An 18534-nucleotide genomic window follows, 5' to 3' on the forward strand; every position below is an offset into this window, starting at 1 on the left:
CGCTTACTCCTTGGTGTCCAGGGGCGTGTCGGCAGCCTGGTGCAGCTTGTCTTCGGCGACGGCGCGCTCGATCAGGGCCGACAGGTGGGCACCGCGACTGATGCTTTCGTCATAGTGGAAATGCAGTTGCGGCACACTGCGCAGTTGCATTTCCTTGCCCAGGTGCACGCGCAGGAAACTGGCCGCGCCGTTGAGCACCTTGAGGGTCTGCTTGATGTCTTCCGCGCCTTCCTGGCCCATCGAGGTGATGAACACCTTGGCATGGCCGACATCGCGGCTGACATCCACAGCGGTAATGGTGACCACGCCGACGCGCGGGTCCTTGACTTCACGACGGATCAACTGGGCCAGCTCGCGCTGGATCTGATCGCCGATGCGTTGGGTACGGCTATATTCTTTTGCCATTTTTGCTACCTGTAACTAAAGCGGCAAACGCCCGGCCAGGCTAGAGCCGGACCGGGCGTTGCGTTCAGAGCCGCCAAGCGGCGCCCTGGGGCGGGCGATTGGCGGTTCCCATGCTCGCGGCTTAGAGCGTACGAGCCACTTGGACTTTCTCGAAGACTTCGATCTTGTCGCCGACCTTGACGTCGTTGTAGCTCTTGACGCCGATACCGCATTCCATGCCGGCACGTACTTCGGACGCATCGTCCTTGAAGCGACGCAGCGATTCCAGCTCGCCTTCGAAGATCACCACGTCCTCGCGCAATACGCGGATCGGACGGTTGCGGTAGACCACACCCTCGACGACCATGCAGCCGGCGATGGCGCCGAACTTCGGCGAACGGAACACGTCACGCACTTCGGCGATACCCAGGATGTTCTCGCGAACATCGCTGCCGAGCATGCCGGTCAGGGCTTTCTTGACGTCTTCAATGATGTCGTAGATCACGTTGTAGTAACGCATATCCAGACCTTCCTGCTCGACGATCTTGCGCGCGCCGGCATCGGCACGCACGTTGAAGCCGAACAGTACTGCATTGGACGCCAGGGCCAGGTTGGCATCGCTCTCGGTGATACCACCGACACCGCCGCCAATCACGCGAACCTGTACTTCGTCGTTGCCCAGGCCGCTCAGGGAGCCCTGCAGGGCCTCGAGAGAACCACGAACATCGGACTTGAGCACGATGTTGAGGGTCTTCTTCTCTTCCTGGCCCATGTTCTCGAAGATGTTCTCGAGTTTGCCAGCGTGAGCGCGAGCCAGTTTGACCTCGCGGAACTTGCCTTGACGGAACAGGGCAACTTCACGGGCTTTCTTCTCGTCAGCCACTACCGACAGCTCGTCACCGGCGTCCGGAGTGCCATCCAGGCCGAGGATCTCGACCGGGATCGACGGGCCGGCTTCCTTAACAGGCTTGCCGTTCTCGTCGAGCATGGCCCGTACGCGACCGTAGTTCGAACCGCACAGGACCATGTCGCCCTGACGCAGGGTACCGTCCTGAACCAGTACGGTAGCCACCGGGCCACGGCCCTTGTCCAGACGCGATTCAACTACCACACCACGACCCGGGGCCGATGGAGTGGCCTTGAGTTCGAGGATCTCGGCTTGCAGCAGGACCGCTTCGAGCAGTTCGTCGACACCGGTACCCATCTTCGCCGACACCTTGACGAACGGGGTATCTCCACCCCAGTCCTCGGAAGTGACGCCTTCGACGGCCAGTTCGTTACGGATGCGATCGAGGTCGGCACCTGGCTTGTCGATCTTGTTCACCGCAACCACCAGCGGAACACCGGCAGCCTTGGCGTGCTGGACCGCTTCGCGGGTTTGCGGCATCACGCCGTCGTCCGCCGCAACCACCAGGATCACGATGTCGGTCGCCTTGGCACCACGGGCACGCATGGCGGTAAACGCGGCGTGGCCAGGGGTGTCGAGGAAGGTGACCATGCCGCGGTCGGTTTCCACGTGGTACGCACCGATGTGCTGGGTAATACCACCGGCTTCGCCAGCAGCAACCTTGGCACGACGGATGTAGTCGAGCAGCGAGGTCTTACCGTGGTCAACGTGGCCCATTACGGTCACGACTGGTGCACGGGAGAAGGTCTCGCCTTCGAACTTCAACGACTCGGCCAGGGAATCTTCCAGGGCGGTGTCGCTGACCAGGGTGACCTTGTGGCCCAGCTCTTCGGCGATCAGCTGAGCTGTCTCCTGGTCGAGCACCTGGTTGATGGTCACCGGAGTGCCCAGTTTGAACATGAACTTGACCACTTCAGCGCCCTTGACGGACATCTGGTTGGCCAGGTCGGAAACCGTGATGGTCTCGCCGATCTGCACGTCGCGGATAACCGGACCGGTCGGGTTCTGGAAACCGTGGGCGTTGCGCTTCTTCGGCTTGCCCTTGCCACGGCCACCACGACGGAAGCCATCGCTTTCTTCGTCGGTGGTACGCGGAGCGGCACGCGGGGTAGGCGCCTTTTCCTTTTCCTTGACCTTGACCGAAACACGCGGCGCTTCGTTACGGCGCTCGCCGCCACGACGCTCGTCGTCACGCGACTTGTCGCTGCGACGCACGTCGTCTTTCTTGCGCTCGGCAACCGGTGCCGGAGCATCGGCGGCTGCGGCTTCGATTACAGGCGCTGGAGCCGGCGCAGCGGCAGCAGCCGGTGCGGCGTTGGCAGCGGCTGGCTGGCGACGGGACTCTTCCTCGGCACGCTGACGTGCTTCGGCATCAGCCTTTTCGCGGGCAGCGTTTTCCGCTGCACGGCGCTCTTCCAGCTCGCGCTTCTGCTCGGCCTGGATTTCTTCCGGGCTGCGCTGAACGAATACTTTCTTCTTGCGTACTTCTACGCTGATGCTCTTGCTACCGGCGACACGCAGGGTGCTGGTGGTTTTGCGCTGCAAGGTGATCTTGCGCGGCTCTTCCACTTTTGCCTTGTGGCTGCTCTTCAAATGAGCCAGCAATGCCTGCTTCTCATTGTCGGTCACTACCTGACCGGCGTCGGTGTGCGGCAGACCTGCCTCACGCATCTGCTGCAGCAGGCGCTCTACCGGTGCAGCGACCTCTTGGGCCAATTCTTTCACCGTGACTTGCGTCATGCACTTCTCTCCTCAGGCCGCGCCTAATTACTCGAACCAGTGGGCTCGGGCGGCCATGATCAACTTGCCGGCACGCTCTTGGTCGATGCCGTCGATGTCGAGCAGGTCATCAATCGACTGCTCGGCCAGGTCTTCGCGGGTAACTACGCCGCGCACCGCCAGTTCCATCGCCAAATCCTTGTCCATACCCTCAAGCGAGAGCAGGTCTTCGGCCGGATGGGCGTCTGCCAGCTTTTCCTCAGTAGCGATGGCTTTGGTCAACAGGCGATCCTTGGCGCGAGCACGAAGCTCGTTGACGATGTCTTCGTCAAAGCCGTCGATGTTGAGCATTTCTTCCAGCGGTACGTAGGCAATCTCTTCCAGGCTGGTGAAGCCTTCATCGACCAGCACCTGTGCCAGCTCTTCGTCGACTTCCAGCTCGTCGATGAAGTTGCGCAGGATGTCACCGGTTTCAGCTTGCTGCTTGGCCTGGATGTCCGATTCGGTCATCACGTTCAGGGTCCAGCCGGTCAACTGACTGGCCAGGCGCACGTTCTGGCCACCACGGCCAATCGCCTGGGCCAGGTTGTCGGCACCCACGGCGATGTCCATGGCGTGGGCGTCTTCATCGACGATGATCGCCGCGACTTCAGCCGGCGACATGGCGTTGATGACGAACTGTGCAGGGTTGTCGTCCCAGAGGACGATGTCCACACGCTCGCCACCCAGTTCACCGGACACCGCCTGGACACGCGAACCGCGCATGCCGATACAGGCACCTTGCGGGTCGATGCGTTTGTCCTTGGAGCGCACGGCGATCTTGGCGCGCGAACCCGGATCACGGGACGCGGCCATGACTTCGATCAGGCCCTCGGCGATTTCCGGCACTTCGATGCGGAACAGTTCGATCAGCATCTGTGGCGCGGTACGCGACAGGATCAACTGCGGGCCGCGGTTCTCGGTGCGGATTTCCTTGAGCAGTGCACGCAGGCGCACACCGACACGGAAAGTCTCGCGGGAGATGATGTCTTCACGGGCCAGCAACGCTTCGGCGTTGTTGCCCAGGTCAACGATGACGTTGTCACGGGTGACCTTCTTGACGGTGCCGGAGATGATCTCGCCCAGACGCTCGCGGTAGGCATCTACCACTTGAGCGCGCTCGGCTTCACGGACCTTCTGGACGATGACTTGCTTGGCGGTCTGGGCGGCAATGCGGCCGAACTCGATCGACTCGATCTTCTCTTCGATCACGTCACCGACCTTGGCTTCAGGATGGGTGTCCTGAATCTTCGCTGGCCACACTTCGATCGCCGGATCGTCCAGATCCTTTTCTTCGACGACAGTCCAGCGACGGAAGGTTTCGTAGCTACCGGTGTGGCGGTTGATTTCCACACGCAGGTCGACTTCGTCGTCAAAACGTTTTTTGGTTGCAGTGGCCAGGGCCACTTCCAGCGCTTCAAAAATTACGCCGGCCGGTACGCCCTTTTCGTTGGATACCGACTCAACAACCAGCAGTACTTCTTTGCTCATCGTACGCCTCGCCTTTCGCAAGCCATTGGATCCGCGCGGTCCGCGGGATCCGGCACGTCTCAGTCAAAACTGGGAATAATGTTGGCCTTGTCGATCGAGTCGATCGGCAACAGGAATTCGTTGTTATCCACCTGGACCACAACATCCTGCTCCTCCACGCCACGGAGAAGGCCCTGAAAGTTACGACGACCTTCAAAGGGCGTACGCAGCTTGATCTTCACTTGTTCACCGGCATGCGAAGCGAACTGTTCCAAGGTGAACAGTGGGCGTTCCATGCCAGGAGAGGACACTTCAAGGGTGTACTCGGAACTGATCGGATCTTCGACATCGAGAACACCGCTGATTTGACGACTGACAATCGCGCAGTCATCAACCAGGATTCCATCCTCTTTATCGATATAGATACGCAGTACCGAATGTTTGCCTTGAGAGATGAATTCGATCCCCCAGCATTGATAGCCAAGAGCCTCGACCACCGGGGCCAACAAGGCCTGCAACTGTTCTAGCTTGCTCGACACCTGAACCCCCTCGTGCATGCTATGCAAATAAAAAATGGGCAAAGCGCCCATCCCTGATACGCCGTTGAATACCGGCGTTATGACTGTTCAGCCAAGAAAAAGCCCCTGCAAAAGGGGCTCCGCTGAAACTGGTTGCGGGGGCTGGATTTGAACCAACGACCTTCGGGTTATGAGCCCGACGAGCTACCAGACTGCTCCACCCCGCGACAAAGCTGGGGCGAAAGTATACGACCGAACCCCGACAGGGTCAATCTAACCTCCACCTACAAGAAAGCCCGCTGTAGCGGGCTGTCTTGTTTCAATTGGTACCGAGAAGGGGACTCGAACCCCTACACCCTATGGGCACAACCACCTCAAGGTTGCGTGTCTACCAATTCCACCACCTCGGCAATACTACTTTGAAACCCGTTACTTCTGCTCTTGAGCGGGAGGAACATCGCCAGTGTTAGTGGCTTCGTTCTTCTGCTCCTGGAGCACCGGTACATCATCTGTTGCCGGCTTTTGCTGCTTCACTTCCAAGACCGCTGGATCTGGCAACCCTACTTGAGTCAGCTCGTGAGCTTTCTCCTTAGCAAAGTATCCTAACCCAAGAGCAGTTAAGAAGAAAGAGGCAGCTAGTATAGCAGTAAACTTACTCAGAAAGGTAGCAGAACCTTGGCTTCCGAACACAGTATTTGAAGCACCTGCGCCGAAAGATGCACCCGCTTCCGCACCTTTACCCTGTTGCAGCAACACCAGCACTACCAAACCCAGCGCGCCCAACAGATGCAAAACAACGATCACTGTTTCCAGCATTTTTCAGTTTCCTGCGGCGCGACAAATTGCACCGAATTCGTCTGCGTTCAGGGAAGCCCCACCAATCAGGCCCCCATCGATATCCGGCATGCCGAACAGTTCAGCCGCATTGGCCGCCTTCACGCTGCCGCCGTATAGAAGCCGCACATTCGCTGCGACTTCCGGGTTCTTTGCCGCCAGCTGCTCGCGAATGGCTTTATGCACATCCTGAGCCTGCTGTGGCGAGGCCGTCAGCCCTGTACCGATGGCCCATACAGGCTCATAGGCAATCACCGCACTGGCGAAGACTTCGACACCGAACGCTTCGATGACGCTGTCCAGCTGACGCCCGACAATCTCAAGCGTTTTACCCGCTTCGCGCTCTTCGAGGGTTTCCCCTACACAGAGCACCGGCTTCAAACCGCAAGCCTGTGCCGCAGCGAACTTGCGATTGAGGACTTCGTCGTTCTCGCCAATGATCTGGCGGCGTTCGGAGTGCCCAATCAGTACCAGCTCGCAACCTGCCTCGGCCAGTTGACTCGGTGCAATCTCACCGGTCAGTGCGCCTTGCTCAGGCTGTACCGCAGAATTCTGAGCGCCGACGGCGATCGCCTTGCCTTGTACGCCATCAATTACCTGATTGATGTACAGGGCGGGGGGAAACACCGCGACCTCGACACCGCTCGGCAGGGCGAGATTACTCAAGCCCTTGATCAGCTCAGCGACGCTGGCGCGGGTACCGTGCATCTTCCAGTTACCAGCTACCATAGGGCGACGCATGCTGTACCTCGTCGGTCAAAGAGGGCGCAGATGTTACCCAACCCGATCACCTCTGGCAAGCCTATTTCAAACGCAAACTTCACTTACCAGTTTTGCCAGGGCTTCGGCGTGGCCGCGCACCTGACTTTCGTCCTCGCCTTCGACCATTACCCGCACCAGAGGCTCTGTCCCGGACTTGCGCAGCAGCACACGGCCACGACCGGCCAGGGCCTCGGTAACCTTGGCACTGGCTTCCTGAACGGCCGGATGCTCAAGCGGGTCGACCTTGCTCGCGCCGAAGCGCACATTGATCAGCACCTGCGGGCATTTGCGCAGGGCCTGGCGAGCCTGGGCGAGGGTTTCCTCACGGCGTTTGAGGGCCATCAGCACCTGCAGCGCGGCGATGATCGCATCACCGGTGGTGGTGTGGTTGCAGCACACCACGTGCCCGGAGTTCTCGCCACCGATCACCCAATCGCGCTCCAGCAGCTCGGCCATCACGTAGCGGTCACCGACCTTGGCGCGCACGAACGGAATGTCCAGGTCCTTCAGGGCCAGCTCCAGGCCCAGATTACTCATCAGGGTACCCACCACCCCGCCCTGCAGCTTGCCGCGCTCGTGCAGGTCACGGGCGATGATGAACAGCAGTTCGTCACCATCGACGATGGTGCCCGTGTGGTCCACCATCAGCACCCGATCGCCGTCGCCATCGAAGGCAATACCCAGATCGGCATGACCAACCAGCACCGCCGCCTGCAGCGACTCGATATGGGTCGAGCCGCAGTTCTCGTTGATGTTCAGGCCGTCAGGCTGCGCCGATAGCACGGTGACATCGGCACCCAGCTCGCGGAACACGCTGGGCGCAACCTTGTAGGTAGCGCCATGGGCGCAGTCGACCACCAGCTTGAGGCCGGCGAAATCGGTGCTGCTCGGCACGCTGCTCTTGCAGAACTCGATGTAGCGACCGGCCGCATCGTTGATGCGCGAGACCTTGCCCAGCTTGCTCGATTCGACCACGGTCATCGGCTGGTCGAGCAACTCCTCGATCATCAGCTCGACTTCATCCGGCAGCTTGGTGCCTTGGCCGGAGAAGAACTTGATGCCGTTGTCGTCATGGGGGTTGTGCGAGGCACTGATGACGATGCCCGCTTCGGCATGAAAGGTACGGGTCAGGTAGGCGATGGCCGGGGTCGGCATCGGCCCCAGCAGCATCACATCGGCGCCGGCGGCGGAAAGGCCTGCTTCCAGAGCCGACTCGAACATGTAGCCGGAAATGCGCGTGTCTTTACCCACCAACACCCGGCAGGCACCCTGCTTGCGAAAGGCCATGCCAGCCGCCCAGCCGAGCTTGAGCATGAAGTCAGGGGTGATGGGGTATTCGCCGACACGGCCACGAATACCGTCGGTACCAAAATATTTTCTGCTCATAGATGCTCCATCACTCTTATTCGGCGGCTTGCACCGCAGCAATCATCCGCACTACATCGGCGGTTTCGGCGACATCGTGAACGCGCAGTATGCTCGCGCCCTTGGTCATCGCCAGCGCAGCCAGGGCCAGGCTGCCATAGAGCCGCTCACCGACCGGACGGCCCAAGGCCAGGCCGATCATGCTCTTGCGTGAAACGCCCACCAGCAACGGACGCCCCAAGCGGTAGAGCGCGTCCATGTGCTTGAACAGGCTGAGGTTGTGCCCGAGGGTCTTGGCAAAGCCGAAACCCGGATCAAGGATGATCCGTTCGGCCTCGATGCCCACGGCCGCACACGCCGCCATTCGCTCTTCAAGATAGCTCGCCACCTCGGCGGTGACATCCTGGTATTGAGGATCGTCCTGCATGTCGCCGGGCTCACCGCGCATGTGCATCAGGCACACCGGCAAACCAGTGGCTGCCGCAGCATCCAGGGCGCCATCACGACTGAGCGAGCGCACATCGTTGATCAACCCGGCACCAAGCCTGGCCGACTCGCGGATTACGGCTGGCGTCGAGGTATCGACCGAGATGATCACATCGAGTTCGCGATTGATCGCTTCGACGATAGGCGCGACACGCTCCAGCTCTTCCAGTGCCGACACCGCGCGAGCGCCTGGGCGAGTGGACTCGCCACCGACATCGACCAGGGTTGCGCCGGCAGCCACCATCGCCTCGGCGTGGCGCAAGGCCGCATCACGCTGGGTGAAGCGACCGCCATCGGAGAAGGAATCGGGGGTGATATTGAGGATACCCATGACATGGGTACGGGACAAATCAAGAACCCGGTTGCCGCAAGGCAACCGGGTCGGGTACTGCTGTGAGGTCATATATGCCCTTAGACTTGCGCCGCTGGACCGCCGATCGGCGACTCTGGGCGTGGAGCCGAGGCATCTGGAGTGCCTGATCCACCCTCCCAGTCACGCGGCTCGCGTGGCTCGCGACCGGCCATGATGTCGTCGATCTGATCGGCATCGATGGTCTCGTACTTCATCAGCGCGTCGGCCATGGCGTCGAGCTTGTCGCGGTTCTCGGTGAGGATCTGCTTGGCCGTGGCATAGCACTGGTCAATGATGCTGCGCACTTCGGAGTCGATCAGCTTGGCGGTTTCACCGGAGACGCTGGCGTGCTGGGAACCGGCACTGCGACCGAGGAACACCTCGCCCTCTTCTTCGGCATACATCAAAGGACCCAGTTTTTCCGACAGGCCCCACTTAGTGACCATGTTGCGGGCAATCTGGCTGGCCCGCATGATGTCGTTGGAGGCACCGGTGGTGACGCCATCGAAGCCCAGGGTCATCTCTTCGGCGATACGGCCGCCGTACAGCGAGCAGATCTGGCTGATCAGCGCGCGCTTGGACAGGCTGTAACGGTCTTCCTCAGGCAGGAACATGGTTACACCCAGTGCCCGGCCGCGAGGGATGATCGACACTTTGTAGACCGGATCGTGCTCGGGCACGACGCGACCGACAATGGCATGGCCAGCTTCGTGATACGCGGTGTTCTGCTTCTCTTTCTCGGACATGACCATGGTCTTGCGCTCGGCGCCCATCATGATCTTGTCTTTGGCCAGCTCGAACTCTTTCATCTCGACCACGCGCTTGCCGCCACGGGCAGCGAACAACGAGGCTTCGTTGACCAGGTTGGCAAGGTCGGCACCGGAGAAGCCCGGGGTACCACGGGCAATAACGGCTGGATTGACGTTGTCGCCAATCGGCACCTTGCGCATGTGCACCTTGAGGATCTGCTCACGACCGCGGATATCCGGCAGGCCAACGACAACCTGGCGGTCGAAACGGCCTGGACGCAGCAGCGCCGGGTCGAGTACGTCCGGACGGTTGGTCGCGGCGATGACGATGATGCCGTCGTTCATTTCGAAGCCGTCCATCTCTACCAGCAACTGGTTGAGGGTCTGCTCGCGCTCGTCGTGACCGCCACCCATGCCGGCGCCACGATGGCGACCGACGGCGTCGATTTCGTCGATGAAGATGATGCACGGTGCGTGTTTCTTGGCCTGCTCGAACATGTCGCGAACACGGCTGGCACCGACACCGACGAACATCTCGACGAAGTCGGAACCGGAAATGGTGAAGAACGGCACCTTGGCTTCGCCGGCAATGGCCTTGGCCAGCAGGGTTTTACCGGTACCTGGCGGGCCGACCATCAGCACGCCGCGCGGAATACGACCGCCCAGGCGCTGGAATTTGCCCGGATCGCGCAGGAACTCAACCAGCTCGCCGACTTCTTCTTTAGCTTCGTCGCAACCGGCAACGTCGGCCAGGGTAGTTTTTACCTGGTCTTCGGAGAGCAGGCGCGCCTTGCTCTTGCCGAAGCTCATCGGCCCGCCCTTGCCACCGGCGCCGCCCTGCATCTGGCGCATGAAGAACATGAATACGGCAATGATGACCAGGATCGGGAAGCTGGCGACCAGCAGTTGGGTCCAGATGCTCTGTTGCTCTGGCTGCTTGCCTTCAACCACGACGTGATTGTCGACCAGATCACCGATCAGGCCGTTGTCCTGAATGGCCGGACGGATGGTCTTGAAGCTGTCGCCATCGGTGCGTTTACCGGTAATGACGTAGCCGTCGACCGCAACGCGCTCGACCTTGCCATCCTTGACCTGCTGAATGAAGTCGGAATAGTTGAGGGTCTGCGGCTCATTCGGGCTGGAGAAGTTGTTCATCACCGTCACCAGGACAGCCGCGATGATCAACCACAGGATCAAGTTCTTTGCCATATCGTTCAATTAGCTACCCTCTGAAGCCGGCTGACGGCGCAGCCGTGCCTCGCATGATATTCACCGGCTTAACTTACTACATAACCTACACATCTGCAGGCGCCGTCTGTAACCCTTTGTGAAACCTAGACTACACGAAGTACATCCAGGTCAGGCAGGAGAGCCGATTGGAAAAAACTATCGGATACCCTGGAAGCCGCCGGCCTGACGCCCCTACTCGCCGCGATACCCCCGCGCCAGCAAGTACTGCTCGCGGGAGCGGTCCCGCGAAGAATCAGGCTTGAGCATCTGGACCTTGTCGAATTTCTGACGAGCGTCCTTGAGGTATACGTCAAACCCTTCGCCCTGGAAAATCTTGATCAAAAAATCGCCACCCGGCTTGAGTACCCGGGTCGCCAGATCAAGGGCCAGCTCACAGAGAAACATGGCCTTGGGAATATCCACGGCAGGCGTACCACTCATATTGGGGGCCATATCGGAAATCACAAGGTCTACGTGTGAATTACCCACTGCTTCGAGAATCTGCGCCAGCACTTCATCCTGGGTAAAGTCGCCCTGGATGAAGGTCACGTCGGGAATGCTGTCCATTTCGAGGATATCGGAGGCGATCAAACGGCCCTGACCGCCGATCAGACGACTGGTCACCTGCGACCAGCCACCCGGTGCCGCGCCGAGGTCGACGACACTCATGCCGGGGCGGATAATCCGGTACTTTTCCTGGATTTCCAGCAATTTATAGCTCGCACGCGAGCGATAACCATCCTTTTGCGCTTTTTTAACGTAAGGATCGTTGAAGTGTTCTTTCAGCCAGCCAAGGCTTGTCTTGGAACGCGCCATTGGGCACCTCGATGATAAGGGTCGTGATTAACTGGGCGGATCCACGGGCCCTCGGGTAAAATGGCCGCCATTTTTACAGAATCAGACAAAGGGTCAGATTATGCCGCTCAATAACGAGCAGAAGAAACAGTACAAATCCATTGGCCACGATCTGAAACCAGTTCTGATTGTGGCAGGCAATGGGCTGACTGAAGGGGTTATCGCCGAACTCGAACGCGCCCTGGCCGATCACGAGCTGATCAAGGTCGAAATTCGCTCCGAAGACCGCGAAGAACGTGCCGCCGCAATCGCCGCGCTGTGCAAGGCCGGCCGCGCCGAACTGGTACAGACCATCGGCAAGAAGGCGCTGATCTATCGCCGCAATCCACAACCGAACAAACAGCTGTCGAACATCCACCGTTACAAGTGATGTTTGCCGCGGTCAGTGGCGCGCCTTGCGCGCCCTGCCCGGCACGGGTTGCATGACCAGCAGCAGGCCGGTCAGGCCCAGCACCAGGTAGCAGAACAGCTGCCAGCGCAACTCCTCCGGCATGCCCACGCGCAAGGCGAAATACACCACGCACGCCAGCATCGCCATCGACAGCAATTGCCCCCGCATATCCCGCCACAGACTGGCCAGGCCCTGAGCCTGCATCAGCACCAATGCCTGCACGCCTGCGCAAAACGCCGCAAACGCGACCAGCAACGATGCCATCAGGCTGCCGATATCCTCGATCAGCAGCGGCGCCAGGCCAATCTTGCCCAAAGCCGGCAGCAAACCGAAATGCAACATCCACAGGCCGCCAACCCAGAACACCTGGGTCAGTTGCCAGATCACCGCGGCCGCGGCAAAGCCGCGGCGTCGGTCAGATGTGTTTGACTTCGACAATCTCGTACTCGACCGTACCGCTTGGCGTCTTGATCACCACGGTATCGCCCTCTTCCTTGCCGATGATGGCGCGGGCGATCGGCGCACCGACCGAGAGCTTGCCGTTCTTGACGTCCGCCTCGTCCTCGCCAACGATCTGGTAGGTCACCTCTTCGTCGGTTTCGGTGTTGGCCAACACTACGGTGGTGCCGAAAATCACTTTGCCGGTATGGGCAATGGTGGTGACGTCGATCACCACCGAGTTCTGCAGACGGCCTTCGATATCGCGGATACGCGCCTCGACCATACCCTGCTCTTCACGGGCAGCGTGGTACTCGGCGTTTTCCTTGAGGTCGCCCAGCTCACGGGCCTCACCAATGGCCTGGCTCAGGCGCGGACGCTCGGTCTTGCTCAGGAACAGGTGCTCTTCCTCCAGGGCGCGAGCGCCCTGGACGGTCATCGGGTACTTGGTAATGCTCATGCTTTGAGTCCTGCATGCAGATCCTGCAAGCGGCGAACGGTCTTTTCCGGACCAAATTTCAGCGCTTCGCAGATGGCTTCACCGGCCGCAATGGTGGTGGTGCAGTAGATCTTGTGCTGCAACGCATTGCGACGAATCGAGTAGGAGTCGGCGATCGACTGACGACCTTCGGTGGTGTTGATGATCAGCGACACTTCGTCGTTCTTGATCATGTCGACCACGTGCGGACGACCTTCGGTCACCTTGTTCACGCGACGCACTTTCAGGCCAGCCGCTTCGATGACCTTGGCGGTACCGACGGTGGCAACCACTTCGAAGCCCAGGGCGATCAGGTCGCGGGCAACGCCGGCCACTTGTGGCTTGTCGTCGTCACGCACGCTGATGAACGCGGTACCGCCAGTCGGCAGCACTTCGCTGGCACCCATCTGGGCCTTGGCGAAGGCTTCACCGAAGCTGTCGCCGACACCCATGACTTCACCGGTGGATTTCATCTCAGGGCCAAGGATCGGGTCAACACCCGGGAACTTGGCAAACGGGAACACCGCTTCCTTGACGCTGTAGAAGTTAGGAATGATTTCCTTGGTGAAGCCGATTTCCTTCAGCGATTTACCAGCCATGACGCGCGCGGCAATCATCGCCAGCGAGGTGCCGATGCACTTGGAGACGAACGGTACGGTACGCGAGGCGCGCGGGTTGACTTCGATCACGTAGATCTTGTCGCCCTGCAGGGCCAGCTGCACGTTCATCAGGCCGACAACGCCCAGCTCCAGGGCCATTTTCTTGACCTGTTCGCGGACTTCGTCCTGCACATGGGCCGGCAGCGAGTACGGTGGCAGCGAGCACGCCGAGTCACCAGAGTGAACACCGGCTTGTTCGATGTGCTGCATGATCGCGCCGATCACCACATCGGTGCCGTCGCAGACCGCATCCACGTCCATCTCGATAGCGCAGTTGAGGAAGTGGTCGAGCAGCACCGGGCTGTCGTTGGACACTTGCACCGCTTCACGCAGGTAGCGCTTGAGCTCGTCCAGCTCGTAGACGATCTCCATGGCGCGGCCGCCCAGTACGTAGGACGGGCGAACCACCAGCGGGTAACCGATCACGCCGGCAGCGCGAATCGCTTCGTCTTCGCTGCGCACGGTGGCGTTTGGCGGCTGCAGCAGGTTCAGGCGCTGAACCATCTGTTGGAAACGCTCGCGGTCTTCGGCGCGGTCGATGGCGTCCGGGCTGGTACCGATGATCGGCACGCCGGCTTCTTCCAGGGCGCGAGCCAGTTTCAGCGGGGTCTGGCCGCCGTAGTGGACGATCACGCCTTTGGGCTTCTCGACGCGAACCACTTCCAGCACGTCTTCCAGGGTCAGCGGCTCGAAGTACAGGCGGTCGGAAGTGTCGTAGTCGGTGGAGACGGTTTCCGGGTTGCAGTTGACCATGATGGTCTCGTAACCGTCTTCACGCAGGGCCAGTGCTGCGTGCACGCAGCAGTAGTCGAACTCGATACCCTGGCCGATACGGTTAGGACCGCCACCGAGGATCATGATCTTGTCACGGGTCGACGGCTTGGCCTCGCACTCTTCCTCATAGGTCGAGTACAGGTAGGCGGTGTCGGTGGCGAACTCGGCGGCGCAGGTGTCGACGCGCTTGTAGACCGGGAACACTTCCAGCTTGTGGCGGTGACGACGCAGGTTCTTGTCGGTGATACCCAGCAGCTTGGCCAGACGCTGGTCAGAGAAGCCCTTGCGCTTCAGACGCAGCATCAGGTCCTTGTCGATCGCCGACAGGGCCAGGGTCTTGACCTTCTCTTCTTCCTTGATCAGGTCTTCCATCTGCACCAGGAACCAGTGATCGATACCGGTCAGGGCGAAGATTTCGTCGCAGGTCATGCCCGAACGCATGGCGTCGGCGACGTACCAGATGCGCTCGGCGCCCGGCACGGTCAGCTCGCGCTTGAGGATGCTGGCAGCGTCAGGGCTGGCCAGGTCGACTTTCGGGTCCAGGCCGCAAACGCCAACTTCCAGGCCGCGCAGGGCTTTCTGCAGCGATTCCTGGAAGGTCCGGCCGATGGCCATGACTTCACCCACGGATTTCATCTGGGTGGTCAGGCGGGCGTCGGCTTTCGGGAATTTCTCGAAGGCGAAACGCGGCAGCTTGGTGACGACGTAGTCGATCGACGGCTCGAAGGACGCCGGGGTACGGCCGCCGGTGATGTCGTTCTGCAGCTCGTCGAGGGTGTAACCGACGGCCAGCTTGGCGGCGATCTTGGCGATCGGGAAGCCGGTGGCTTTCGAGGCCAGCGCCGAGGAACGGGAAACCCGCGGGTTCATCTCGATCACGACCATGCGGCCGGTGTCCGGGCAGATACCGAACTGCACGTTGGAACCGCCGGTCTCGACACCGATTTCACGCAGCACCGCCAGCGAGGCGTTGCGCATGATCTGGTATTCCTTGTCGGTCAGGGTCTGTGCTGGCGCCACGGTGATCGAGTCACCGGTGTGCACGCCCATCGGGTCGAAGTTCTCGATCGAGCAGACGATGATGCAGTTGTCCTTTTTGTCGCGGACCACTTCCATCTCGTACTCTTTCCAGCCGATCAGCGATTCGTCGATCAGCAGCTCTTTGGTTGGCGACAGGTCCAGACCACGGGCGCAGATTTCTTCGAATTCTTCACGGTTGTAGGCGATGCCGCCACCGGTGCCACCCATGGTGAAGGACGGACGGATGATGCACGGGAAGCCGAGCTTCTCGAGCACCGCGTTGGCCTCTTCCATGCTGTGGGCGATGCCGGAGCGCGGGCACTCAAGGCCAATGGCCTTCATGGCGGTGTCGAAGCGCGAACGGTCTTCAGCCTTGTCGATGGTGTCGGCGTTGGCGCCGATCATCTCTACGCCGAACTTTTCCAGAACGCCTTCGCGCTCCAGGTCCAGGGCGCAGTTCAAGGCAGTCTGGCCACCCATGGTCGGCAGCAGCGCGTCAGGACGCTCCTTCTCGATGATCTTGGCAACGGTCTGCCACTTGATCGGCTCGATGTAGGTGGCGTCGGCCATGGCCGGGTCGGTCATGATGGTGGCCGGGTTGGAGTTCACCAGGATGACGCGGTAGCCCTCTTCGCGCAGGGCTTTACAGGCCTGGGCGCCGGAGTAGTCGAATTCGCAGGCCTGGCCGATCACGATCGGGCCAGCGCCGAGAATCAGGATGCTTTTGATGTCTGTACGTTTTGGCATGGGTTGTCACTCAATTCCGCAGGTCAGTCGGCAAGCCGCATTGAACAATCTTGGGGGCGGCACCTGAACGCGGCTTGCACCGGTCCAGGGCCTTCTCGCCAGATGCTCAGCGGCGCTTGGCCATGGCATCGATGAAACGGTCGAACAGTGGCGCGACGTCGGTCGGGCCCGGGCTGGCTTCAGGGTGGCCCTGGAAGCTGAACGCGCTCTTGTCGGTGCGCTCGATACCCTGCAGGGTACCGTCGAACAGCGACTTGTGGATGGCGCGCACGTTGCCCGGCAGGGTCGCTTCGTCAACCGCAAAGCCGTGGTTCTGGCTGGTGATCATGACCACGCCGGTGTCCAGGTCCTGGACCGGGTGGTTGGCGCCGTGGTGACCATGACCCATTTTCACGGTCTTGGCACCGGAGGCCAGGGCCAGCAACTGGTGGCCCAGGCAGATGCCGAATACCGGGATCTCGGTTTCGAGGATGTCCTTGATCGCCTGGATCGCGTAGTCGCAAGGCTCCGGATCGCCAGGGCCGTTGGACAGGAACACGCCATCAGGGTTGAGTGCCAGAACTTCGCTGGCCGGGGTTTGCGCCGGCACTACGGTCAGGCGGCAACCGCGGGCAACCAGCATGCGCAGGATGTTCAGCTTGACGCCGAAGTCGTAGGCAACCACGTGGTAAGGCAGCTCGGACGCCTCGATTGTGGCGTGGCTGTCGGTCTTCAGCTCCCAGACGCTGGAGCGCCATTCGTAGCTGCTCTTGGTGCTGACGACTTTCGCCAGGTCCATGCCCTTCAGGCCCGGAAAACCGCGAGCGGCGGCGATTGCAGCCTCTTCGCTGATGTTGTCGCCGGCGAGGATGCAGCCGTTCTGCGCGCCCTTCTCACGCAGGATGCGGGTCAGGCGACGGGTGTCGATACCTGCGATCGCCACTACGTTGTTGGCCTTGAGGTAGTCAGGCAGGGATTGCTTGTTGCGCCAGTTGCTCGCGATCAGAGGCAGGTCGCGAATCACCAGGCCCGCCGACCAGACGCGGTCGGACTCGGCGTCTTCCGGCGTGGTGCCGGTGTTGCCGATGTGCGGGTAAGTCAGGGTAACGATTTGCTGCGCATAGGAAGGGTCAGTCAGGATTTCCTGATAGCCGGTCATTGCGGTGTTAAACACCACCTCACCAACGGTTTGTCCGTCGGCTCCAATGGCTTCACCGCGAAAAATGCTGCCATCGGCAAGGGCGAGTATGGCTGGCTTAGTCAAGAAGACCTCCCGTAAATCAAGCCTGAAGGGGCGATCGCAGGTTGCAAAAAAGCGGAATGACGTATAGACACGTCACCCCGCTTTCTTCGTCGAATTATCTGCGCGCTTTTAGTGGACACACTAAAGCTGTAGCTTACAGAAAAACGCTTTTTTGGTCTACCACTGATGTGCCTGAAAGGCGCAGGAATGCGACAGGGCGCACTGGGAGGGTCTTGTGGGAGCGGGCTTGACCCGCGATTGCGGCGTGACAGACAAACCGCAATCGCGGGTCAAGCCCGCTCCCACAGGGGATACAGCGCAGGTCAACGCAGGTCGAGCACGTCCTGCATGTCGTACAAGCCAGGCTCGCGCCCGTCCAGCCACAGCGCGGCACGTACCGCACCCTTGGCGAAGGTCATGCGACTGGAGGCCTTGTGGGTGATCTCCAGGCGCTCACCTTCGGCAGCGAACAGCACGGTGTGATCACCGACCACATCGCCAGCGCGCACAGTGGCAAAACCGATGGTCTTGCGATCACGCGCGCCGGTCTGGCCTTCACGGCCATACACCGCCACTTCCTGCAGGTCACGGCCCAGGGCATTGGCAACCACTTCACCCATGCGCAGCGCGGTACCCGACGGCGCATCGACCTTGTGCCGGTGGTGCGCCTCGATGATCTCGATATCGACATCATCGCCCAGCACCCGCGCCGCCATGTCCAGCAACTTGAGGCTGAGGTTGACGCCAACGCTGAAGTTGGCGGCGAAGACGATAGGAATGTCCTTGCCCGCCTCGGCCAGCAGTTGCTTTTCTTCGACCGAGAAACCGGTGGTGCCGATGATCATCGCCTTGCCTGCCTTGCGGCAGAACGCCAGGTTCTTCAGGGTCACCGAGGGGTGAGTGAAGTCGATCAGCACGTCGAACTCGTCGGCAACCTTGGCCAGGTCGTCCGACAGCAACACACCGATTCGGCCCAGAGCCGCCAGTTCACCGGCATCAGCGCCGACCAGCGAACTGTCCGGGCGATCGATCGCTGCGGTCAGCCCGGCACCCGGGGTTTGCTGCACCGCTTCGATCAGGGTCTTGCCCATGCGCCCTGCAGCGCCCATTACCGCTATACGTCGCATGCCCTATT

Annotated in this window: 16 protein-coding genes and 2 tRNA genes; 1 reads left to right on the plus strand and 17 read right to left on the minus strand. The window is 60.7% G+C overall.

Annotation, left to right across the window (positions count from 1 at the left end; genetic code table 11):
• Positions 1 to 3: 3 nt before the first annotated feature.
• The 12 genes from rbfA to rlmE all read right to left on the minus strand — a co-directional run bounded on the left by rbfA (position 4) and on the right by rlmE (position 11631).
• A complete protein-coding gene (gene rbfA, locus LOY22_RS22975) occupies positions 4 to 405 on the minus strand; it encodes a 30S ribosome-binding factor RbfA (protein WP_045199718.1) in 402 nt (133 codons plus the stop codon).
• 121 nt (positions 406 to 526) lie between these two features.
• A complete protein-coding gene (gene infB, locus LOY22_RS22980) occupies positions 527 to 3031 on the minus strand; it encodes a translation initiation factor IF-2 (RefSeq protein WP_045199720.1) in 2505 nt (834 codons plus the stop codon).
• Between the two features lie 27 nt (positions 3032 to 3058).
• Positions 3059 to 4540, minus strand: coding sequence for a transcription termination factor NusA (gene nusA, locus LOY22_RS22985; RefSeq protein ID WP_010222981.1), 1482 nt, complete (start codon positions 4538 to 4540; stop codon positions 3059 to 3061).
• A 59-nt stretch (positions 4541 to 4599) separates the two neighbouring features.
• On the minus strand, positions 4600 to 5058 hold the full coding sequence (gene rimP, locus LOY22_RS22990; RefSeq protein ID WP_045200046.1) for a ribosome maturation factor RimP: 459 nt from the start codon (positions 5056 to 5058) through the stop codon (positions 4600 to 4602).
• A gap of 129 nt (positions 5059 to 5187) precedes the next feature.
• Positions 5188 to 5264: transfer RNA gene (locus tag LOY22_RS22995), tRNA-Met, on the minus strand.
• A 97-nt stretch (positions 5265 to 5361) separates the two neighbouring features.
• Positions 5362 to 5447 (minus strand) — tRNA-Leu (locus tag LOY22_RS23000).
• A 19-nt stretch (positions 5448 to 5466) separates the two neighbouring features.
• The gene (secG, locus tag LOY22_RS23005) at positions 5467 to 5853 is read right to left on the minus strand and encodes a preprotein translocase subunit SecG (RefSeq protein ID WP_258594966.1); all 387 of its coding nucleotides are present in this window, start codon (positions 5851 to 5853) and stop codon (positions 5467 to 5469) included.
• 3 nt (positions 5854 to 5856) lie between these two features.
• Positions 5857 to 6612, minus strand: coding sequence for a triose-phosphate isomerase (tpiA, locus tag LOY22_RS23010; protein ID WP_045199723.1), 756 nt, complete (start codon positions 6610 to 6612; stop codon positions 5857 to 5859).
• Between the two features lie 66 nt (positions 6613 to 6678).
• Positions 6679 to 8019, minus strand: coding sequence for a phosphoglucosamine mutase (gene glmM, locus LOY22_RS23015; protein ID WP_045199725.1), 1341 nt, complete (start codon positions 8017 to 8019; stop codon positions 6679 to 6681).
• Between the two features lie 16 nt (positions 8020 to 8035).
• On the minus strand, positions 8036 to 8887 hold the full coding sequence (folP, locus tag LOY22_RS23020; RefSeq protein WP_045199728.1) for a dihydropteroate synthase: 852 nt from the start codon (positions 8885 to 8887) through the stop codon (positions 8036 to 8038).
• A gap of 8 nt (positions 8888 to 8895) precedes the next feature.
• Positions 8896 to 10794, minus strand: coding sequence for an ATP-dependent zinc metalloprotease FtsH (ftsH, locus tag LOY22_RS23025; protein ID WP_038998658.1), 1899 nt, complete (start codon positions 10792 to 10794; stop codon positions 8896 to 8898).
• Between the two features lie 213 nt (positions 10795 to 11007).
• Positions 11008 to 11631 carry a 23S rRNA (uridine(2552)-2'-O)-methyltransferase RlmE gene (gene rlmE, locus LOY22_RS23030; RefSeq protein WP_010222974.1) on the minus strand — a complete coding sequence of 208 codons (624 nt, stop codon included), beginning with the start codon at positions 11629 to 11631 and terminating at the stop codon, positions 11008 to 11010.
• Between the two features lie 100 nt (positions 11632 to 11731).
• Between rlmE and yhbY the strand changes: the two genes are divergently transcribed.
• On the plus strand, positions 11732 to 12040 hold the full coding sequence (gene yhbY, locus LOY22_RS23035; protein ID WP_038606752.1) for a ribosome assembly RNA-binding protein YhbY: 309 nt from the start codon (positions 11732 to 11734) through the stop codon (positions 12038 to 12040).
• A gap of 12 nt (positions 12041 to 12052) precedes the next feature.
• Here the strand turns inward: yhbY and LOY22_RS23040 are convergent, their stop codons facing one another.
• The 5 genes from LOY22_RS23040 to dapB all read right to left on the minus strand — a co-directional run bounded on the left by LOY22_RS23040 (position 12053) and on the right by dapB (position 18526).
• The gene (locus LOY22_RS23040; protein ID WP_045199737.1) at positions 12053 to 12448 is read right to left on the minus strand and encodes a hypothetical protein; all 396 of its coding nucleotides are present in this window, start codon (positions 12446 to 12448) and stop codon (positions 12053 to 12055) included.
• Positions 12449 to 12476: 28 nt separating this feature from the next.
• Positions 12477 to 12959 carry a transcription elongation factor GreA gene (gene greA, locus LOY22_RS23045; RefSeq protein WP_176794211.1) on the minus strand — a complete coding sequence of 161 codons (483 nt, stop codon included), beginning with the start codon at positions 12957 to 12959 and terminating at the stop codon, positions 12477 to 12479.
• The gene (carB, locus tag LOY22_RS23050; protein WP_045199739.1) at positions 12956 to 16177 is read right to left on the minus strand and encodes a carbamoyl-phosphate synthase large subunit; all 3222 of its coding nucleotides are present in this window, start codon (positions 16175 to 16177) and stop codon (positions 12956 to 12958) included. The genes greA and carB overlap by 4 nt, the downstream gene beginning before the upstream one ends.
• Positions 16178 to 16283: 106 nt before the next feature.
• The gene (carA, locus tag LOY22_RS23055; RefSeq protein WP_045199740.1) at positions 16284 to 17420 is read right to left on the minus strand and encodes a glutamine-hydrolyzing carbamoyl-phosphate synthase small subunit; all 1137 of its coding nucleotides are present in this window, start codon (positions 17418 to 17420) and stop codon (positions 16284 to 16286) included.
• Between the two features lie 302 nt (positions 17421 to 17722).
• A complete protein-coding gene (gene dapB / locus LOY22_RS23060; protein WP_038998653.1) occupies positions 17723 to 18526 on the minus strand; it encodes a 4-hydroxy-tetrahydrodipicolinate reductase in 804 nt (267 codons plus the stop codon).
• Between the last annotated feature and the right edge of the window lie 8 nt (positions 18527 to 18534).

Source organism: Pseudomonas sp. B21-035, from assembly GCF_024748945.1.
Classification (GTDB): Bacteria; Pseudomonadota; Gammaproteobacteria; order Pseudomonadales; family Pseudomonadaceae; genus Aquipseudomonas.